Source organism: Streptomyces luteogriseus (genome assembly GCF_014205055.1).
Lineage (GTDB): Bacteria > Actinomycetota > Actinomycetes > Streptomycetales > Streptomycetaceae > Streptomyces > Streptomyces luteogriseus.
This window is the reverse complement of record NZ_JACHMS010000001.1, coordinates 7,409,373-7,431,492: the sequence shown is the minus strand read 5'-3', so window position 1 is coordinate 7,431,492 and position 22,120 is coordinate 7,409,373. Positions and strand designations below refer to the sequence as shown.

At 73.5% G+C, this 22,120-nt stretch carries 7 protein-coding genes; 3 read left to right on the top strand and 4 right to left on the bottom strand.

All coding sequences use genetic code 11. From position 1 onward, the window contains the following. Positions 1 to 18: 18 nt before the first annotated feature. The 4 genes from BJ965_RS33135 to BJ965_RS33120 all read right to left on the bottom strand — a co-directional run bounded on the left by BJ965_RS33135 (position 19) and on the right by BJ965_RS33120 (position 7,294). The gene (locus tag BJ965_RS33135) at positions 19 to 3,135 is read right to left on the bottom strand and encodes a non-ribosomal peptide synthetase (RefSeq protein WP_184913929.1); all 3,117 of its coding nucleotides are present in this window, start codon (positions 3,133 to 3,135) and stop codon (positions 19 to 21) included. Beyond that, complete coding sequence (locus BJ965_RS33130) at positions 3,125 to 4,369, bottom strand: cytochrome P450 (RefSeq protein ID WP_184913927.1); 1,245 nt, start codon at positions 4,367 to 4,369, stop codon at positions 3,125 to 3,127. Before BJ965_RS33130 ends, BJ965_RS33135 begins: the two co-directional genes overlap by 11 nt. Then, a complete protein-coding gene (locus BJ965_RS33125; protein WP_184913925.1) occupies positions 4,362 to 5,699 on the bottom strand; it encodes a condensation domain-containing protein in 1,338 nt (445 codons plus the stop codon). The genes BJ965_RS33130 and BJ965_RS33125 overlap by 8 nt, the downstream gene beginning before the upstream one ends. A 137-nt stretch (positions 5,700 to 5,836) precedes the next feature. Next, on the bottom strand, positions 5,837 to 7,294 hold the full coding sequence (locus BJ965_RS33120) for an amino acid adenylation domain-containing protein (protein WP_184913923.1): 1,458 nt from the start codon (positions 7,292 to 7,294) through the stop codon (positions 5,837 to 5,839). Between the two features lie 1,304 nt (positions 7,295 to 8,598). On the opposite strand from BJ965_RS33120, the gene BJ965_RS33115 reads away from it, so the two are divergent. The 3 genes from BJ965_RS33115 (at position 8,599) to BJ965_RS33105 (ending at position 22,074) form a co-directional block, all read left to right on the top strand. Further along, a complete protein-coding gene (locus tag BJ965_RS33115; protein ID WP_184913921.1) occupies positions 8,599 to 9,879 on the top strand; it encodes a valine--pyruvate transaminase in 1,281 nt (426 codons plus the stop codon). Between the two features lie 101 nt (positions 9,880 to 9,980). Continuing rightward, positions 9,981 to 11,267, top strand: a complete 1,287-nt coding sequence (locus BJ965_RS33110; protein WP_313667420.1) for an MFS transporter — start codon at positions 9,981 to 9,983, stop codon at positions 11,265 to 11,267. Beyond that, complete coding sequence (locus BJ965_RS33105) at positions 11,227 to 22,074, top strand: non-ribosomal peptide synthetase/type I polyketide synthase (protein WP_184913919.1); 10,848 nt, start codon at positions 11,227 to 11,229, stop codon at positions 22,072 to 22,074. The genes BJ965_RS33110 and BJ965_RS33105 overlap by 41 nt, the downstream gene beginning before the upstream one ends. The last annotated feature ends 46 nt before the right edge of the window (positions 22,075 to 22,120 follow it).

Here is a 22,120-nt window from a genome sequence, read left to right as displayed (position 1 = left end):
CCTTCGGGTGGGGGCTGTTCACACGTGCTGGGGGGCCGGCCGTTTCCCGGACACCAGCAGTTCCTCGTAGACGCGGGCGAGGCGATGCGCCGTGCTGGAGGCGACGCGGTCGGCCTGGAAGCTGATGTCCACCCGCAGCCCGCCGTCGGCCGTCGGCCAGATCTCGCAGACGATCTCGTGCATGGCGGCGGGCGGCTCCATCGGCAGGCGCCGCACCGCGCACCCGGCGAGGGCGAGTTCCTCGGGTACGGCGTTCTGCACGGCGAACATCGTCTGGTACAGCGGGTTGCGTCCGGTCCTGGGCGGCCGGATCGCGCGGACCACCTCCGCGAACGCCACGTCCTGGCGGGCGAAGGCGTCCTCGACGGCGGGACGTGCCGCCTTCGCCAGGTCCGCGAGCGCCGGCCCGCCGGTCATCTCCGGCAGCCGCAGGCACACGACGTCCACCAGGCACGACACGGCCGCCATGGAGGCGGGTCCGGAGCGGCGCACGAGGGGGACGCCGAGGCCGAAGTCGGCCTGTCCGGTCACGTCGGCGAGCGCGGCGGCGTACCCGGCCGCGAGGGGCAGGAACAGGGTCGCTCCGAGGTGTCCGGCCTCGGTGCGCAGCCGGGCGGCGACCACCGGGTCCACGGTGAAGCCGTGGCTTCCGAACGACCGTTCCGGCTCCGCTCCGGGCGCGGGCAGGGCGAGTTCCGGCAGGTCCGCGAGGTGCCGGGTCCAGTAGGCCAGTTGGGCGGCGGCCTCGTCGCGGTCGTCGAACCGCGCGGCCTCGTCGGCCAGGGCGCGCAGGGTCGGTGCGGGGTGTTCGAAGCGCGGCTCGGCGCCGCGGGCGCGGGCGTCGTAGGCGTGTGTCAGCTCGGCGATGAGGAGGTCCTGCGACCAGCCGTCGAAGGCGATGTGGTGGACGGTGAGGCCGACCAGGCCCGTGTCGGCGTCCACGGGGGCGTGGACGCACCGCCAGACCCGCGCGTCCTCGATGGGCAGAGGCCGGTTCAGGGCCTCCTCCACCAGAGACCGGGCGTCCTGGGTCCCGTCACCGGAGGTGAGCGTCTCGACGCGGATGGCGTGCGTGGACTCGGGCGTGAAAGCCACCGGTTCGGGGTCCAGCCGGTAGGCCGACCTGAGGGCCTCGTGGCGCCGCTGCAGGTCGTTGAGGGCCTGTTCCAGGGCGTCGGTGTCCAGCGGGCCGGTGACCTCCCACAGCAGGTGGCAGAGGGCGGCGGAGTCGCTCGGGTCCAACTCGTGCAGCAAGCCGAAGTGGGCCTGGATGCCGTCGAGGCGGACGCGGTCGGCGCGGCCGGCCGGTTCCGTCGGGCCGGGCGCGGAGCGGCTTTCCAGGAACTCCGCGAGACCGTCGGCCGTGGGATGGCGCAGGAAGGCGGAGACCGGCACGGAGATGCCCGTACGGTCCGAGAGGCGAGCGCAGAGCCGGATGGCGTCGAGGGACGTGCCGCCGAGGACCGCGAACGGCGCGTCGGGCGCGGCGTCGGTCTTCAGGAGGGCGCGGATCTCCTCCAGAACGACCGCCGCCCAGCGGTTCCGTGACGGTGCGGGCTCGCCGGGAGCGGTCGTCTCCGGCTGCGGACCGCCGGGGGCCCGCCGGGCCGTCGACAGCAGCCGCGCGGTGTCCGTCTTGCCGGTGGACGAGAGCGGGATGGCGTCGACGCGCCGCAGGTCGTCGGGGACGCTGTGGGGAGGCAGCCCGGCGACGAGGTGGGCACGTACCGCCGCCGGTGCGGCGGCGTCCTCGGGGGCGCCGGACTCCGCGACGTAGAAGAGGACCATGGCGGTGTAGGCGCCGTCCGTGCCGGGCACGGGCACCGCGACCGCCTGCTTGACGTGCGGCAGGGCGAGGCAGACGTTCTCGATCTCCAGCGGCTCGATCCGCCGTCCCCTGATCTTGACCTGGCGGTCGGCCCGGCCGACGTAGTGGAGGAGTCCGTCGGGGGTGGTGAACCCGAGGTCCCCGGTCCGGTAGACGCGGACGGTCTCGCCGTCGACGTCGGTGTCCACGAACCGTGCGGCCGTGTCCTGCGGCATGCCCAGGTACTCGACGGCGAGGCCGTCCCCGCCGATGCAGATCTCTCCGGTCTCCCCCGGCGGACACGTCCGGCCGTCACGCATCACGTGGACCGTCGTGTGCGGCACGGGCCTGCCGATGGGGATGCCGTGCGGAAGTTCCGTGTCCTTCGGCGCGATGTCGTGCGTGGTGGTGAAGACACAGGACTCGACGGGTCCGTAACCGTTGGTCAGCCGCACCGTCGGGTGGACGTCCAGGAAGCGGCGCACATGGTGCGGCGACAGCCTCTCCCCGCCGGTCATCACGTGCCGCAGGCCGAGGAAGCAGGACGGGTCCTCGTCGACGAAGGCGTTGAAGAGGGAGGTGGTGAGCCATGCCGTGTCGACGCCCTGGTCGCGTACGAGCGCGGCGAGCCCCGAGGGCAGCAGGTACTCGTCCTCCACCAGGGCCACCGTGCCCCCGCTGGTGAGAGGCCCCCACAGCTCCATGCTGGCGACGTCCCAGGGGAGCGCCACCGACGCGAGCATGACGTGGCCGGGGCCGAAGTCGGCGAAGCCGCCGGGCTGGAACAGCCGGGTGGTGGCCCGGTGCGGGGTGACGACGCCCTTGGGGAGGCCGGTGCTGCCCGAGGTGAAGAAGATGGTGGCCTCGCTGCCGCCGTCGCAGACCGCAGCGGGGACGCGGCGCCGGCGCCGTACCGCCTCGTCGACGGGGTGGTCGGCCGCGGACCACGTGGGTACGTGCAGGTCCTGGGGCTTCTCCACGACCGCGAGGGGCGGTTGGAGCCGCCGGAGGATGGAGCTCACCCGCTCCTCGGGCCAGCGCGGGTCCAGGGCGGCGTAGGCGGCCCCGCACTTGAGGACGGCGAGGACGACGGCCGCGTACTGGGGCGAGCGGCTCATCAGTACGGGCACCCGGTGTCCCGGGGCGACGCCCAGGGCACGCAGTCCGGCGGCGTAGTCGTCACTCGCGGCGTCCAGTTCCCCGTACGTCAGGCGGTGGCCGCCCTGTACGACGGCGACGGCGTCGGGCCGTGCGCGGGCCTGGCGGGACACCGCCTCGTGAATGAGCTCGCCGTGTTCGTACGCGCTGGTCGCGGTGTCACGCGTCATTGCGGGTCCCCCCTCTGACCTTGAGGTGTTCCAGGACGGTGAGGCCGTAGTGCGACCGGGTCACCGGGGCGGAGGCCTCCTCGATCACGTCCCACCGTTCGCCGAGACCTCGTAGGGCGGCCTCGGCCTCCAGCCGCGCCAGTCCGGCCCCCAGGCAGTAGTGCGCGCCGAACCCGAAGGTGAGGTGACGTCTGATCTCCCGGCCGGGCCGCAGGTGGTCGGGGCCTTCGAAGACGTCCGGGTCGCGGTTGGCCGCTCCCAGCATGATCAGTACGAGGTCGCCGGCCGCGACACGCTGCCCCGCGACGTCGACGGGCGCCGTCGCGAAGCGGGCGACCTGCTGCACGGAGGTGTCGAAGCGCAGCAACTCCTCCACGGCGGCGGCCGGGTCGGCCTTCAGGTCACCCGGCCGGACACCCGCGTGCAGGGTGGCCCGTACGGCCTTGCCGATGAAGGTGGAGGTCGTCTCGAAACCGGCGTAGATGAGCAGGCTCGCTGTGGCCCACACGTCCTGGAGTCCGATCTCGCCGCGCCGGTGCGCCTCGCGCAGCAGCCACAGGCCCGAGTTCTCGGGCACCTCGCCACGGAGCGCGTCGTCGACGGCCGCGGTCACCTCGTGCAGCGCCCGGTACCCGCGGGTGACGACCTCGGGGAGGTAGTCCGCGACGAGCAACGCCGCGATGTCGGGAGCCCAGGCGGCGAGACGGGGAGCGACGTCCTCGGGCAGCCCGAGGATGTGGCAGATGACCCGGCTCGACAGCGGCACGGCGAGGTCGTCCATGACGTCGAGGACGTCGCGGTGCGGCGCGAGAAGTTCGTCGACGAGCCCTTCCACGAAGGTGCGTGCCGCCGCCAGGCGTTCGGCCGAGAAGAGCGGGGCGACGATCTTGCGGGCGGCGGCGTGGCCGGGGTCGTCGTTGAACATGAACCACATGCGCACCAGTTCGGAGGTGCGGCTCCCGTCGCCGCTCTCGCCCTCGGCCGGAGTGTGCAGCCTGGTCCTGCCGTGCTCGGGCCAGGCCGCCGACAGGGACGGGTTGCGCAGCAGCTCGGTCGCCTCACGGAATCCGGTGACCAGCCATACTCCGAGGTCCTCGTCCCAGCGGACCGGCTCGTCGTCCCGCAGGTGGAGGTAGTCCATGCAGGGGTCCGCCTGCGCGCGACCGGTCACGTGGTAGGGGCACCGGCCCGCACGGGGGGCGGTGTCCTGGGCCGCCTGCAAGGTGTCACTCATGGGCGGTGTCCCCGTCCTGTGTGGGCGGCGGCGGGCTCACCTTCCGCAGCGGGGCCAGGTCGACGGCGCCGACGGTCTCCGGCGCGCCGTCGGCGAGGTCCACCAGCGCGGCCTCGACGGAGGCGAGGAAGCGGCCGGTCGCCCCGGCGCCGAGGTAGTCGTCGCTCGCGGTCAGGGACAGGTGCAGGCCGGTGCCCGTGGCGGCCCTGAGGTTGAAGCGCGGCCCGCCCTGCCAGGCGTCGGCGAACCACTCGACGTCGTCGCGCGCGGGTGATCCCTCGGCCGGGGGCTCGGCGATGTCCCCGAGGTAGTTGAAGTAGCAGTCGAACTGCAGGGGATCGGGGTTGGCGCAGCCGGTCTCCGTGAGCCGGGCGCGCAGTTCGTCGATGCTGTACGAGCCGTGGAGCAGGCGTTCCAGGCTGTTCATGTAGAGCATGCGCAGGAACACCGCGGGCGCGGCGTCCCGGTCGGCGGCGACGGTCATCGGGGCGAGCTGGTTCATGCTGCTGAGCAGCGTCTGCCAGCGCTTGTCCATGCGGTTGCCGGCGAGCAGGCCGAACGTCGCCCGGTCGCGGCCCCTCAGGTCGAACAGGACGAGGGCGGCAGCGCCGAGAACCACGGACTGGACGGACACGGAGAGGCGTTCGGAGACCGCGCGGGCGGCGTCCTGGGCCCGCTCGGAGTACAGCGCCGCCCGGTGGCGCCGGCTCCTGTCGCCGCCCTGCCGGTCCTCCTCGACGAACCCCCGCCACTCGTCGAGCCAGAACTCGATCGTCTGGCTGCGCTGCTGCTCGTCGCCGTGCTGCTCCAGCGCCAGGTCGACGGGCTGGGGCGGGTCGGGGGCGAGCGTGCCCCCGGAGACGAGGGTGCGGAACTCGTCCTCCAGCAGGGTGCAGGCGGCGCTGTCGACCGCCAGGTGGTGCACGACGCACACCAGGTGGGTGGCGACACCCTGGTGGACGCCGACGGCGGCGCGCCAGGAGTGCTCCACGTCGAAGCGGATCTCCTCCTCAGCCCACTCCCCGGCGACGTCCAGAGCCGCTTCCCGGGTGGGGGCGGGCAGTTCCACTGTGTCGAGCCGGACGCCCTGAAACGGCTGGACCGTCTGGGTGGGCTCGGCGGCGCGGCGGTCGTAGACGGTCCGCAGCGCCTCGTGCCGCTCGACCAGCCGCGCCCAGGCCGCGGTGGCCTCGTCCACGCCCGTACCGGAGGGGACGTCGAGGACGAGGGGGAGATTGCCGTCGCTCTGCTCGTCGGGCCCCGACAGATCGAGATCCCTCAGCACCGACAGCTGACCGAAGGTCAGCGGGGCGGTCTTCGCCTGGCTCAACTCGTTGCCTCCATACGCTTGCTGATGTCCTGGTCCTGGGACGTCGGCGGGGGCGCGCGGCGCTCGTCCCGTGCGGGGCTGCGCCGATGGGTACCGCTCGTGATCGGCCGCGCTCCCCCGGCGCCCGGCCGCGTGTCCTATTCGGCGGCCAGCAGCACCCGGTCGATCTTTCCGGCCGTGGTGCGCGGGAGGGTCCCGCGCACCACGATGCGGCTCGGGCAGTGGCCGGCCGGGAGCCGCTCGCGCAGCCAGGTCCGGAGGGCCTTGTCGGACACTCCCTCCCGGCGGGCGGTGACGTGGGCGGTGATCGACGCGTGCTCCGGCCGGTCGGCGTCGCGCAGGACGGCGACCGCGGCGGTGATGTCGGGGTGCTCCTCCAACACGGCCTCGATCTCACCGAGTTCGATGCGATGGCCGCGCAGTTTGATCTGGTCGTCGAGGCGCCCGAGGAACTCCAGGGAGCCGTCCGCCCGGTATCTGCCGCGGTCTCCCGTGCGGTAGAGCCGCCCTCCGGCACCGGCGGTGCCCCCGGTGGGGAACCGCTCGGCGGTCAGGTCGTCCCGGTCCAGGTAGCCGAGCGCGATCCCGGCCCCGGACAGGACGATCTCACCGGCCGTGCCGGGCTCGGTGACCGTCTCACCCAGGTGGGTCGTACCGCTGTCGTCCACGGCGGCCAGGTAGAGGCCACTGCCGTCCAGCGGACTTCCCAGGGAGATCACGTCGGGCTCCTCGACGCGCGCGGCGGTGGCCCAGATCGTGGCTTCCGTCGGGCCGTACAGGTTCCACAGCTCCGCGCCGCGGGGCAGGAGGCGACGTGCGAGTTCCGGGGTGAGGGCCTCTCCGCCGCACCAGAGCCTGGCGCCCGTGGCACCCTGCCACTCCGCCGCGAGGAGCATGCGCCAGAAGCTGGGTGTGGCCTGCATGACCTGCGGGGCGTGCTCGTCGACGAACTCCTGGAACAGGTACGGGTCGAAGCGCACGTCGTCCGGAACGGCGAGGAAGGACGCCCCGACCGTCAGCGGCAGCAGCATCTCCGCCATGGAGATGTCGAAGGACAGGGCCGTCGCGGCGACCATCACCTCACCCGCCGCGAGCCCCGGTGTGGAGGCGAGCCCCGCCAGCCGGTCCAGCAGCGCCGTGTGCGGGACCATGACGCCCTTCGGCAACCCGGTCGATCCCGAGGTGTACATGACGTAGGCGATGTCGGCCATGACCGGCTCGCGGGGGACGACCGGCCGCCCTGCGGCGGCCACGGGCTCGACGGCGAACACGCACTCCGACGTCTCGCGCAGGACGAGGGACGGCCTGGCGTTCGCGAGGACCCGCTCGCGGTGGGCGGGCGGGCTCTCCCGGTTCAGAGGGAGGACCGCGCACCCGATGCCGGCGGCGGCGAGGATGCCGAGCGCCCCGCCTGCGGGGCCGGTCGCGTCGAGGGCGACCAACGACCCGGGCCGGGTGTGCGCGAGGATCTCCTCGCCGAGGGCGACGGCCCGCGCCGAGAGCTCCCGGTAGGTGTAGGTGCGGACGGCCCGCACGGCGGCCGCGTCCGGGGTGCGGGCCGCCTGGGCCTCGAAGGCGTCTCGTATCGTCTTCATACGTCCGCTACTTCGTGCGTGGACGGACACGGCCGGGGTGTCGTCCGGGGGCCGCATCGGCGGTCCGCCGCCGCAGGGCGGATCCCTTCCCTGATCTCCGCTGTCTCCACTTCATTCCCCATCCCGGCGGTTCACAGAAGCTACGACGAGTTCGGCGCGGGCGGCCATGGATTCGGCCCGAAACGGAGCGACCAGTTCCGTGAAAGCGTCGAACCGGCCCCCGAGGACGGACGTCGGACGCGGCACGGCGATCGGGCTCATCCGAGGGTTCGCGAATGAATCGTCAAGTGACGCCGACTTACCGTCGAAGGTTCCGGCCACTTCCGCACGTACGCTGTCGGCTAAACTCGCACCGGCGTCGGACATTCCACTCCTTGAAGGCACTGCCCCGGGCGCGGACGTCATTTCGACGCCCCGCGGGGGTTTTCACGGACGTGTCGTCTCAGGGCAATAGCGAGAACGCGGGCAGGGCTCACGCACGGCGGGGCCGATAGCCCACCACCATGTCCTGCGTCGGCGCGCGAGGTCAGGACCCGGCCCTCCGCGGTTTCTCCGCGCTCAGCACGCGCGAGCGGTCACGCTCGCACAGCGGCACCACTCATCGGTCGTACGGCAAAGCAGGATGCGCCCCGCATCACCTTTCCCCCTTTCCGTCGGCCAGCAGCATACGACGGCAGCGATTCGCCCTCTCGACGGTCAATGACGAGGGGCCCGCTGCCCGCCTCGTGTCCAGCCGAGCGATGCACTGGTGATGCACCCGTCCCCCACGAGGTGTCCCGAAGGACGCTGCCACTGTATGGCGTGGGGCCGAATCATGGAAGGGTTGATCATCTTTACTTACCGGAACACGACTTGAGCCTGCGTCAGGCCGGTGACGGGGTCGCGCGGACTTACTTGCGGAGTAATTCCACGGTTGGGGCATCGGATTGACTAACGGATGGTTCTCCGCGATCCGGGCATCACTCTCACCGTAGCCCACTTCACACAGCGCCGGTCGTACAGGCCTGCCCCGGAAGGCCGTTGACAGAATCTCCGGGCGCTAAGAGCATGGGCGGTACGCTGCGTTTCCTTTGCGCGCGTTCGGAAAGAGCCCCGCCGCGCGGACTTTCGGGGACATCGCGTTCCCTCCTCGTCTCCGCCGGCAGGGCGCGGCACCGCCGGGCCTGTCGCCCCGGGGCGGTACCGCCCGCGCCACTCGTTCCTTCCTTCTCCCCGGCCCACCCCTGGCCGGGCACGCGTGCTGCGCGATGCCCGCGTGCTCCGCCCGCGCACCGGCACTCACCCTCGAGTACCAGGAGATCCCCATGCAGTTGTCACTGAGCGGCGCGAAGATGGCCGGTGTCTCCGGCCTGCGCAGCATCATGGAGGACGTGGCCGCCAGCACGGCGGACGCGTCAGCGGGTGACTGGCTCAACCTCAGCGTGGGCAATCCCGCCTCCGTACCGGAGGCGAGCGACATGTGGCGGACCGCCCTGGCGGATTCGCTGGCCGAGGACTTCGGGCGGGTGAGCTGCCGCTACGGCCCGTCGCGCGGCAGCCGGTTCCTCATCGAAGCCGTCGTCGAGTACTTCCGCCGGGCGTACGGCTGGCGGATCGGCCCGGAGAACGTCGTGGTGGGCCCGGGCAGCCAGATGCTGTGCTTCGCCGCGGCCGCCCTCTTCACCGGCCCCGGGGCGCGGGGTGAGCGGAAGATCGTCCTGCCCATGGTCCCCGACTACACCGGCTACCAGGGCATGTGCATGCACGCAGGGGGCATCGTCGGAGTGCCGCCCCGGATCGAGCGACAGGGCGACCACCGCTTCCGCTACGCCCTGGACGTCGAGGGCCTGAGACGGCAGTCGGACATCGGCATGATGCTGGTCTCCAGCCCCGGCAACCCCACCGGACGCGCCCTGGACCGGGCGGACCTGGACGCGCTGACCACGCTGGCGGCCGAGCGTGACGTACCACTGCTCCTGGACCAGGCGTACGGCTCCCCGTTCCCCCGGATCGCCGAGGTGCGCACCGAGCCGGTGCAGCACGACCACCTGATCAACTGCTTCTCCGCGTCCAAGGCCGGACTGCCCGGGGAACGCGTCGGGTTCGCGATCGGCTCCCCGGAGTACGTCGACGCGCTGGCGTCGTTCATGTCCAACTCCGTCCTGCACGCCCCTCAGCTCCCCCAGGCCGCCCTGGCCCGCATCATGCGGGACGGGCGGCTGGACGACGTCACCCGGGAGGCGATCGTCCCCTACTACCGGGAGAAGAAGCGCTTCGCCGCGGACCTGCTGGCGGAGACGATGCCGGCGGACATGGACTGGCGGATGCACTCCGGCGCCGGGGGGATGTTCTGCTGGCTGTGGGTGGACCACCCGTGGTTCGACGACGTCGAGCTGTACCGCAGGCTGAAGGAGAGACGGGTGTTCGTCGTGCCGGGCCGGCACTTCTTCGTGGACCCGCTCTCCTCCCCCGCCGTGGCCGGCCACGCGACCCGGTGCTTCCGCATCAGCCTCAGCGCCGAGGAGAAGGTGCTCACCGAAGGCATCCGCCACGTGGCCGATGTGCTCCGGGAGATGCGCGCCGAGGCGCCCGTGACCACCAGGTGACGCCGCAGCCCCCGCCGGCCCCCCACGAGGGCGGCCGGCGGGCTCGTGACGGACAGGGGACGAGGGCCGGTGAGCGCCCGCACGCGCGGGAAGGGGACGTGGTGGGGGGTGTGGACCTGCGTTTCCGTGCCCTCGTCTGCGCGTACGCGGTGTCCGGCTACGGCAACTACCTGAACCTGATCGCGCTGAGCCTGTTCTCGTACGAAGCCACCGGCACGGCCTTCGGGGTCGGCCTGGTGATGGCGCTGCGTCTGTTCTCCGGGTTCGTCGCCGGGCTCACCGCCGCCGCGCTGTCGGCCAGGACCACCCGCCTGCGGACGATGGTGGGCGCGGACGTCGCCCAGGGCCTCGTCATGACCGTCCTGGCCCTGTGCGCGACCGACACGCCGACGTGGCTGCTGTGCTGCGCCGTCGTCGTCATGGGCGCGGGGAACACGTACTTCACCGTCGCCCTGCGCAGCTCGATCCCCGCGATGGTCGGCCAGGAGTCCCGTACCCGCGCGAACGGGCTGCTGGTCACGGCGCGTTCGATCGCCACCGTACTGGGCTTCGCCTCGGCTGCTCCCGTCATCGGATTCGGCGGCTACGGCGCCGCCTTCGCCGTCAACGCCGCGAGCTTCGCGGTGTCGGCGGGGGCGCTGCTCGTCCTGCGGCCGCGCACGGACAGCGAGGAGGAGGCCGCACGGGAAGGGGACGGCCGAGGCAAGGACGCGGACCGTCCGTGGCGCCGCCCGCGCCTGTGGCACGGGGTGGCCGGGCTTCCCGGCCTGCTGCTCGGCATGATCCTGCTCCGGGGGGTCGACGCCCTCGCGTCCTCCTCGCACAACGTCGCCCTGCCCGTGGTCGCACACGCCGGCTCCCCGTCCGATCCGGCGCTGTTCATGACCCGGTTCTGGGTGGCGTGGGCGGTGGGCACCATCGCCGCCCACCTCGTGCTCAAGCGCACCGAGGGGGGATCGGCGTGGGGCGAACGGGCCTTCGCGTTCGGTACGTCGGCGATGTCGGTGTCCTTCGTGGCCGCCTTCACCGGCCTGCCTTCCGCCGGTCTCATGGCCGCCGCCGCGTGCGCGGGCTTCGCCGACGGCTGGACCGAGATCGTCTACACCTCACGCCTGCAGGCCGCACCCGACCGGCAGCGCAGCCGGCTGTTCGGGATGTCCGCCACGGCGGAGACGGCCGGCTTCGCGCTGGGCACGGTGCTCGCCGCGGCGGCTCTCGAAGCGCTGCCCGCCCTGACGGTCGTCGGGATGTTCCACGGTGCGGCGGTGTGCGGGGCGCTGGTCCTGCTGCTGTTCGCCGCAGCCGCGGCCCGGACGTCGTCCACGAGTGGAGAAGAAGGGGACACGCATGGAACGCGTACAGGGACAGGCACTCTGCCGGGGTCCTGAGCCCGAGTACACCGAGGACGACCCTCGCACCGCCGTGGACGCTCTGCTGCGAGCCGCCGACGCGGACTCCGGCGCCGCTGTCGTCGCGATCGCCCCGGACGGCACCCCGATCAGCCTGCCCTACCGCGAGTTGCTGTCGCGGGCCCGTCGGCTGCTGACCGGGCTGCGGGGGCGCGGGCTGCGTGCCGGCGACACGGTGGTGCTGTGCGGGCTCGAACTGGCGCAGTTCTTCCCCGCCTTCTGGGCCTGTGTGCTGGGCGGCGCTCGGCCCGCGGCGATCGCGGAGCGGGCCGTCCCGGGCTCCCCCGCGTACGAACGCCTGCTGCACACATGTGCCGTGCTGGACGGACCGCTGGTGCTCACCGACGCGGCCGGTGCCCGGGACCTGGCCGCCTCCGCTCCCCACCTGCGGGTCGCGATCGCGCACGACCTTCTGGGCGCGCACCCCGCGGACGACCACGTCGACCCGGCCGGGACCGACGTCGCCGTGCTGATGCTGTCCTCCGGCAGCACCGGTGGACCCAAGGCGGCACAGCTCACCCATGCCGGTCTGGCGGACCTCGCCGCGAGCTCCCGGCGGATCATGGACGTACGGCCGGACGACACGATGGTGAACTGGCTGCCGGTCGACCACAGTGGCGCGTTCCTGCTGTACCACGTGCTGGCGGTCTTCGCGGGCTGCACCAACGTCCACGCGCCGACCGACCGGGTCCTGGCCGAACCACTGCGCTGGCTCGACCTCGTCGAGACGTACGGGGCGCAGCACAGCTGGGCGCCGACCTTCGCGTACGGGCTGGTCGCGGACGCGCTCGCCGAGCGGCCGGACCGCGTACGGAGCCTGGGCGGCCTCAGGACACTGCTGTGCGGCGGCGAGCAGATCGTGCTGCCGGTGCTGCGTCGTTTCCTGGACGCCACCGCCGCGTCCGGGGTGCGGCAGGGGCACATCGTGCCGGTGTGGGGGATGGCCGAGACGGTCACGGCCGTCACGTACGGACGGCTGGACCGGCCGGGCACCGTGCACCACCTGCTCAAGAGCAGCCTGGGCGGCGACCTGGTGCGGGCCGACCCGGGGACCCCGGAGGACGACTGCGTCACCTTCGTCGCGGCCGGCTCGCCGGCGCACGGGGTCACCCTGCGCGTCGTGGACGACCGCGGCGAGATGGTGCCGACGGGCAGGATCGGCCGCCTCCAGGTGCACACGCCCGCCCGGCTCACCCCCGGCTACGTGAACAACCCGCAGGCGGACGCCGAGGCGTTCCCCGTGGGTCGGGACTGGCTGGACACGGGCGATCTGGCCTTCCTCGACGGCGGGCAGGTCGTGATCACCGGTCGGCGCAAGGACCTGATCGTCCTCAACGGACACAACGTGTACTGCCACGAGGTCGAGGAAGCGGCGACCGCCGTCGCCGGGGTCCGCCAGGGAGAGGTCGCGGCCTGCGGCGTACCGGACGAGGACAGCGGTACGGAGCGGCTGGCCGTGTTCTTCGTGACGCGCGGTGCCGACCAGGACGCGCGGATCGTGCGGGAGGTGAAGGCGGCGCTGTTCTCCCGGCTGCGCCTGACCGCTTCCCACGTCCTGCCCGTACCGGACGGCGACTTCCCGAGGACGCCCGCCGGGAAGGTGCGTCGCGCCGAACTCCGCCACCGCCTGATCGCCGGCGGCTTCCGCGCCGGTCCCGCGCCGCACGCCCACGGCGTCCCCTCCCCCGACCTGACGCGGATCGTGTGCGAGGAGATCGACGCCGTACTGGGGCACCCGGTGGACGCCCGGGTGCCGTTCTACGAGCTGGGGCTGAACTCCCTGCTTCTCACCCGCCTGCGCGCCCGCCTGGAGCGACGGCTGGCGACGTCGATCGCCCAGACGGCGTTCTTCGAGCACCCCACGGCCACGGCGCTCGCCGCGCACCTGACCGCCACCCCCGGGGACCGGCCGCAGCCCGTGACCACCGCCTCAGGCGGCGACGCGGCCGAACGGCGCGTCGCGGTCGTCGGCCTGTCGCTGCGCTTTCCCGGCGCGGACTCGGCGGACAGCTTCTGGGCGAACCTGCGCGACGGCGTGGACAGCGTCCGGGTCTTCGACGAGGAGCGCCTCGCCGCGGCCGGGCTGTCCCCGGAGCAGCGGCGCGCCCCCGGCCTGGTGCCGGTCGCGGGCGTCATCGACGGTGTCGACGCCTTCGACGCGGACTTCTTCGGGATGAGCCCCCGGGAGGCCGGGCTCACCCACCCCGCGCACCGGATGTTCCTGGAATGCTGCCACGAGGCGCTCGAGGACGGCGGCTACGCAGCGGCCGGCCCGGGCACCAGGGTGGGGGTGTTCGCCGGTACGGGCATGAACCTCTACGACCACCAGAACCCGCCCGCGACCGGAGTGACCGACACCCCGGACGACCCGGCCGCCGGCATGCAGGCCGCGATCGGGCAGCAGCCCGACTTCCTCGCCTCCCGCGTCGCCTACCGGCTCGGCCTCACCGGCCCGGCCATCGGTGTGCAGACGGCCTGCTCCACCTCGCTGGTCGCCGTCCACCTCGCCGTGCAGGCGTTGCTGAGCGGTGAGGCGGACCTGGCGCTGGCCGGCGCGGCGGCCGTGCACCTGCCGCAGGAGAGCGGCTACCGCAGCCACCCCGGGTCGATCCTGTCGCCCACCGGACGCTGCCGGGCCTTCGACGCGGAGGCCGACGGCACCGTCGGGGGCAACGGCGTGGCGGCCGTCCTGCTCAAACGGCTCGACCGTGCGCTGGCCGACGGCGACACCGTGCACGCGGTCATCCTGGGCTCCGCCGTGAACAACGACGGGGCGGGCAAGGTCGGGTTCAGCGCGCCCGGCGTCTCGGGCCAGGTGGAGGTCGTGCGCCAGGCGCTGCGCAGGGCGGACGTCCCCGCCGACACGATCTCGTACGTGGAGGCGCACGGGACGGGCACCCGTCTCGGCGATCCGGTGGAGCTGGAGGCACTGGGCAGAGCGCTCGGCGAGGGCACCCGGCGTACCGGCTTCTGCACGGTCGGCTCGGTGAAGCCGAGCATCGGGCACCTCGACAGTTGCGCCGGGATGGCCGGCCTCCTCAAGACGGTCCTCATGCTGCGCCACCGCACGCTGGTCCCCACACTGCACCTGACACGCCCCAACCCCGACCTGCGTCTGGAGGGCGGCCCGCTCGTCCTGGGCACCGAACTGCGGCCGTGGCCGGCGCGGGACGGCGTACCGCGCCGGGCCGGGGTCAGCGCGCTCGGCGTCGGCGGCACGAACGCGCACGTGGTGCTGGAGGAGCCGCCCGTTCGCTCCGCACCCCACACGGCCGGACTTCCCGTACTGGTACCGGTGTCGGCCCGTGACACGGAGGCGCTGCACGAGCTCACCGGTCTGCTCCGCGACCGGCTGCGCCGGCGGCCGGACCTCGCGGCGGCGGACGTGGCGGCCACCATGGCGCTCGGGCGGCCCCATCGGACGGCGCGGAGCACCGCCGTGGGCCGGACCGCCGGGGAGCTGGCCGACGCCCTGGACGAGCAGCCGGCCGCTCCTCCCGCCCCGCTCGGGCCGCTCGCCTTCGTCTGCGCCGGGCAGGGAAGCGCCCGGCGCGGCATGGCGAGCGGCCTGTACGCCGCCCACCCGGCCGCCAGGCGGGTCCTCGACCGGTGCGAGGAGCTGTACGCCGACGAGTTCGGCGGCAGTCTGCTCCCGCTGCTGCTGGAGGAGTCCGCCGACGACGGGGTCTGGCCGACCGAGACGGCGCAGACCGCCCTGTTCGCCCATCAGGCAGCGCTCGCCGACGTGTGGTGCGCCACCGGCATGCGCCCCGCGCTGTTGTTCGGCCACAGCGTCGGGGAGTACGCGGCCCTCTACGCGGGCGGCGCCCTCACGCTCGACGACGGGCTGCGGCTCACGGCGTGGCGCGGACGGCTGATGCAGACGGCCTGCCCGCCGGGCGGCATGCTCGCCGTCCGCGCCGGGGAGGCCGAGGCGGAGCGGATCGCGCGGGCCGCGGGGGCCGCACTGGCGGCGGTCAACGGGCCGCGCTCCCAGGTGATCTCCGGTCCGCCGGACGCCCTCGAGGAAGCGGTGCGCCTGCTGGAAGGGGAGGGCCTGCGATGGCGGCGGCTGCCCGTCGACAGGGCCTTCCACTCCGCCGCGGTCGAACCGGCTCTGCGCTCTTTCCGCCCGCACGCCGAGCGGGTGGCATACCGCCCGTTGCGCACGCCACTGGTGACGGCGGCCGACGGGCTGGTGCGCCCGGTGGGCTGGACCCCGGACGCCGACTACCTCTGCGGCCAGGCGCGCCGGACCGTCCGCTTCGATCTGGCCATGACCGCGGCGGCGGCGCAGGGGTGCCGGGACTTCGTGGAACTGGGCGCCGGGGACACCCTCACCGGCCTCGGCCGCCACTGCGTACCGGAGAGCCGCTGGCTCGAAGGGCAGGGCGCCGGCCCGGGAGCGGCCGACCAGCTGCGCGGGCTCCTCGCGTCGCTGGGCTCGCTGTACCGCAGGGGGGCCGACCTGGAGTGGGGCGCGGTGAACACCGGCGGGGGCAGGGTGCCGCTGCCGGGTCATCCCCTGCGCAGGCGCCGGGTGGTGTCGCTCCTCACGCCCCCGGCCCCGGCCCCGCACCGTCCGTCAGAACCGCCGGCCACCCCCTTGGAGGAACCCAACGTGCCGGACGAACTGCTCGCCGACGTACGGCGGCTGACCGCCGAAAAGCTCGGCCGCCGGGCGGCGGACGTCGGCCCCGGCACCTCGTTCTTCGAGCTGGGCGCGGACTCGCTCTCGCTGATGGGCATGACGGCGGAGCTGGAGCAGCGGTACGGCGTGCGCGTCCCGGTACGGGAGCTGTTCTCCACGGCCGACACGCCGCGCGCGCTGGCGGAACGCCTCGCGCAACTCGGCGCGGGGCCGCCGCCGGAGCCCGTGGAGACACCCGGGAACGCGGGTCGGCAGCCGCACGCAGCGCATGAGCGCCAGCGAGAGGAACCGGTGGCCGCACCCGCGCCCCTGCCCACGCCCGTGCCCCCGGCGCCGGCAACCGCGGCCCCGGGCGCCCTCACCCCGGCACCCGAGGCGTCCTCCGGGCTGCACGAGCTGCTGAGGCGGCAGCTCGAGCTCACCGAGCATCTGGTCGACCAGGTCACCGGAGTGCTGTCCCGCCAACTCGACGTGCTCGCCTCCACGGGAGCCCCGCCCACCGCTCCCCCGGCGCAGGCACCCACCCCCCGGCCGGCGCCGTCCCGGCCCCAGGCACCTCTGCCCGCTCCGACCCCGGCGGAGGTCTCCACCCCGCACGCTCCCCCGGCCCGCGCCCCGCACACTCCCCCGGCGGGTCCCGAGCAGAGACCCCGGCCGGCACCCGCGCGGGGCTGCGACTTCAGCCTGTACTTCTTCGGCGACTACCCCGAGGACGCCGACCGCGACAAGTACGCGCTGATCATGGAGTCATCGACGTACGCGGACGAGCACGGGTTCCACGCCCTGTGGCTCCCGGAGCGCCACTTCGACTCCTTCGGAGCGCTGTTTCCCAACCCCTCCGTGCTCGCCGCGGCGCTCGCGGCGAGCACCCGCCGCATCCGGCTGCACGCGGGCTCGGTCGTTCTGCCGCTGCACCATCCGGTGCGGGTCGCCGAGGAGTGGTCGGTGGTCGACAACATCTCCGGCGGCAGGGCGGGTCTGTGCGTCGCGAGCGGCTGGCACGCCACCGACTTCTCGCTCGCCCCGCAGCACTTCGGGCGCCACCGCGACGTGATGTACGAGCAGTTGGCGACCGTACGGCAGCTCTGGTCGGGGCGCGGGCTGCCGACGACCGCCGGTGACGGTGAGCCCGTCGAAGTACGCCTCCACCCCCGCCCCCTGCAACAGGAACTCCCCTTGTATGTCGCCGTGGTGGGCAACCCGGACAGCTACCGCCGGGCCGCCGTCGAGGGCCTGGGCGTGGTCACCAACCTGATGACGCAGACCGTCGAGCAGCTGGCCGAGAACATCGCGCTGTATCGGCGCACCCGAGCCGAGCACGGGCTCGACCCGGCGGCGGGGCGAGTGGTGGTGCTGGTGCACACGTACCTCGGTGAGGACGGGGACCGCGCACGGGCGGAGGCGTACCGGCCGTTCGTGTCGTACCTGCGTTCCTCGCTCTCCCTTTTCGGCCAGGTCACCAACAGCCTCGGCTTCACGGCGGACCTCGACAACACCCCCGAGGAGGACGTGGAGTTCCTGCTCGAGCGGGCCTACGAGCGCTATTGCGCCTCACGTGCCCTGATCGGCGACGAGGACACGGCCGCCGGGACCGTGCGCCGCCTGGTGGACGCCGGAGCGGACGAGATCGCCTGCTTCGTGGACTTCGGCGTCCCGAAGGAGAAGGTCCTGGCCGCGCTGCCGGTGCTCGACCGGGTCCGCCGCCGTGCGCTGCCCGAGGCCGGCGGGCGGGCGGCTCCCGTACCGCAGCGGGTGCCGCTCACGCCCGCGCAGCGCCGCATCTGGTTCCTGGAACAACTGCATCCGGGGACCGGCATGTACCACGAGCCCAAGGCGGTTCGGCTGGACGGGCCGCTGGACGTGCCGGCTCTGCGCCGTGCGCTCCAGCGGGTCGCGGACCGGCATCCGGCGCTGCGTACGGTGTTCCTGGACGACGGCGGTGTTCCGTACCAGGAGATCCGCGACCGGGTACGCCTGGAATGCCCGGTGGACGACCACACGGGGGCGACGGAGGAGGAGGCGCTGCGCGCCACGCTCGCGACGGAGGGGCGCCGGGTCCTCGACCTGTGTGAGGGCCCGCTCGTGACGGCGCGGCTGCTGCGCCTGTCCGAGGAGCGGCATCTGCTCTTCCTGCTGGCCCACCACATCGTCTTCGACTCGGCCTCCACGGCCGTACTCGTCGGCGACCTCGCAGCCTGCTACCGCGCCTCGGAACACGGCGCCCCCGAGCCGCCACCCCTGCCGGAGGTGGCCCCGGCCCGTCCGGCGGACCACGCCGCGTCCCTCGGCTTCTGGCGGCGCGAGCTGGCGGGAGTCCCGGAGCTCGCCCTGCCCACCGACCGGCCCCGCCCTCCCGTCCGGTCGGGGGCGGGGGCGAGCCTCACCCACGAGCTGGACGCGGAACTCACCGACTCGCTCCGGGCGTTCGCGGCCAGGCACCGGGCCACCGCGTTCATGGCGCTGACCGGCGCCGTCGCGGCGGTGCTCGGCCGGATGAGCGGCCAGGACGACGTGGTCCTCGGCACCGTCCTCGCCGCCCGGCCCGCGGGTGCCGACCGCCATGTCGGCCTCTTCCTCGACACCGTGCCGCTGCGCCTGGACCTCGCCGGCGACCCGGACTTCCCCGCGCTGCTGCACCGGGTGCGCGCCGGCAGCACGGCGGCGTACGAGCACAGCGGCGTCCCCTTCGACGAGCTGGTGGGAGCGCTCAACCCGCCCCGGGACCCGGGGCGCAACCCGCTGTTCCAGGTGATGGTGGAGTACGAGAAGGAGGGCGAGGCGGAGTTCGACCCGCCCCGGCTTTCCGCGACGCTGCTCGACGTGCCGAGCGCGCGGGCTCCGTTCGACCTGAGCGTCTACTTCACGCACCACGGCGACGGCGTGCGGTTCATGGTCGAGTACGACACGGCCCTGTTCGACGAGGCCACCGTGCGCCGCTTCACGCACTACGTGGAAGAGGTGCTGCGCCGTGCCCTCGCCACCCCCGGCGCGCCGCTGCGGGAACTGACGGCCGTGACCGGCACCGACCGCACGGCCCTCGCGAGGCTGGGGCGCCTGGACGAGCCGTCGCCCGCCATCGAGGACACCCTGCACGGACTGTTCGAGCGGCAGGCACGGCGGACACCGGACGCCGTGGCCCTGGTGAGCGGGGCGCAGAGCGTCCGCTACCGGGAGCTGGACGGGCGCGCGAACACGCTCGCCCACGATCTGCGTGCCCGGGGCGCCGTGCGCGGGGAGCGCGTGGCGCTGCTGCTGCCGCGCGGCCCGGAACTCATCACCGCGGTGCTGGGGGTGCTCAAGAGCGGCGCCGCGTATCTGCCGCTCGACCCGTCCCTGCCCACCCCTCGGCTCGCCGCGCTCCTCGACGACGGCGCGCCCGTGCTGCTGCTGACCTCCGCATCCGTCCTCGCGCGGCATCCCGGGCTCGGGGCGGACGCCCCGTACGGGCCCGTACGGCTCGTGGAACAGGTCGACGGCGATCCGGCGGAGGCCTCCCCGGCGGACGGCGCGCGGCCCGAAGACCCCGCGTACTGCATCTACACCTCGGGCTCGACCGGCCTCCCCAAGGGAGTCGTCGTGCCGCACCGGGGCCCGGTCAACCTCGTGCGCGGGCACCTGGCGAGCCATTCCGCGCTGCGCACCCTGCAGTGGACGTCGCCCGCGTTCGACGTGAGCGTGCAGGAGATCTTCACGACGCTGTGCTCGGGGGCGGCGCTGGTCCTGATCGGCGACGAGGTGCGGCACGACCCGGCGGCGGTCGCGGAGGCGGTGCGCCGCCACGGGGTGGAGCGGATGTTCATGCCGTGCACCCCGCTCCGGTACCTCGTCGAGTCCGGGCCCGAACTGCCTTCCCTGCGGGAGTTGTTCTCGGCCGGCGAGGCACTGCAGCTCACCGGCGCGTTCCGCCGGTTCCTCGCTGCGCACCCCGGGTGCGCGCTGTACAACCAGTACGGGCCGACGGAGACCTCCGTCATCGTCACCTCGCACCGGGTCGACCCCGAAGGCGAGGAGTGGCCGCCGATCGGCACGCCGGTACCGGGCGTGCGGATCACCCTGCTGGACGGCACCGGGCGGGAGGTTCCGCCAGGAGCGGTCGGTGAGATCCACGTGGGCGGCGCCGCGGTCGCCCACGGCTACCACGCCCGGCCTGCCGAGACGGCCGACGCGTTCCTCGCGGACGGCGCGGGCTCCGTGCTGTACCGGACGGGGGACCTCGGGCGCTGGCGCACAGACGGTTCGCTCCAGTACGTCGGCCGCCGGGACGACCAGGTCAAGATCCGGGGCCATCGGGTCGAACCGGGCGAGGTGCAGCAGGCGTTGAGCGCCCTGCCCGACGTCCGGGACACGGCTGTCGTGTCCCGGCGCGACCCGCACGGCGACCAGGAGCTCGTCGCCTACGTGGTGCCCACGGCGCAGGATGCCGACCTGCGCGCGCTGCGCGCGGCGCTCTCGGCGGAGCTGCCCGGCCATCTGGTGCCCCGCCACTGGGTGCGGCTGGAGCGGCTGCCGGTGAACGCCTCGGGCAAGCTGGACCGGGAGCGGCTGCCCGCGCCCGGGCCCGAGCCGGAGGACGCGGCGCCGGGGGCCGACGCGCGGCCCGCCACCCCCCTGGAGACCGCCCTGCACGAGCTGTGGTGCGAGGAGCTCGGCGTGGGCCGGGTGCCGGTGACCCGGTCCTTCTTCGAACTCGGCGGCCACTCCCTGAGCGCGATCAGGCTGCTGAACCGCATGGCGGACGGGCTGGACATGGAGCTGTCCATGGCCGAGTTCTTCCTGAACCCCACGATCCGGGGTGTGGCGGGACGCGGTGAACGTCCCTCGCCCGCCGAGCGGGTGGTGGACACGGCACCGATGACCTCCACGCTGCGCAGGCTGTGGCACCGGCACCACGAACACGCCGATCCGGGCGTCTACAACGTCGCCCACCGCATCGACCTGTGCGGCGACCTCGACCCACGGAACCTGGCGGGCGCCCTGGAGGACCTGGTGAACCGCCATCACGCGCTGCGGAGCAGGGCCGTACGGCGTGACGGGCGCTTCGTGGTCGAGGTGCTGGCCCAGGTGCCGGTGGACCTGCCGGTGGACGACCTGACGACGCACGCCGACGACGAGGCCGTCGAGCGGTGGTGCCGGGACCAGGCCACGCGTCCGTTCTCCATGGACCGCGCGCCGTTGTTCCGCTTCCGGCTGGCGCGACTCGGTCCGGATCGCTGGGTACTGGTGACGGTGTTCCACCACGCCGTGTGCGACGGCTGGTCCATGGGCGTCATCTGGCGCGAACTGGGGGAGCTCCACAACGCCCGCCATCAGAACATCGGCAGTCAACTCGCGCCGGTCTCAGCACAGTTCACCGACGTCGCGAGGGCGGAACACCAGCTGAGTGACGATCGCAGGGCGGAGCTCGAACGGTTCTGGCGCACCGAACTCGACGGGGTTCCCCTGCGTCCACCGCTGCCGTACGACCGGCCGCGCCCCGCGAAGCTGTCCGGCCAGGGCGCCCTGCACACCTGGGTCATCGACGGGGACATCCCGAAGCGGGTCGCGGAGGCCGCCGTCCGCCTGGGGACGACGCCGTACGTCGTACTGGCCGCGACGTTCGCCACATGGGTCGCCGCGTTGTGCGGCGGGCCGCCCGACGTGGTGCTGGCAGCGTCCAGCGCCAACCGCGCCCGTCGCGAGCGGTCCGACGTGGTGGGGCTCCTGGGCGACGCTGTCCTGCTGCGCGCCCGGCCGGGCGAGGCCGACACGTTCGCCGACCTGGTGACGCGGCTGGGCACGACGCTCTTCACCGCGCTCGACCACCAGGACCTGCCGCTGACGGAGGTGGTGGAGCTGGTGGCGCCGGGAACGGGCGACTCGCTGTTCCCGACCGCGCTGTTCACCGTGGTCACCACACCGCCGCCCCACCTGGACATGCGCTCACTGTCGGCGTCGGTACGCGACCTCCCCACATCGGACGTGGCCCGCAACGAGTTGTACGCGGTCCTGGCACCCGGCGCCGATACGATCACCGTCACCTTCGAGTACTCCACGGACCTCTTCGACGAACCCACCATCATGTCCTGGGCGGACGATTTCACCCGGCTCCTGCAGCGCTTCACGCGGGCCCCCGACTCCTCCCTGCGCACCCCCTGACCGATCGTGAACGGCACGACAGGCGGCGCGAAGGGGCGACGAAGAG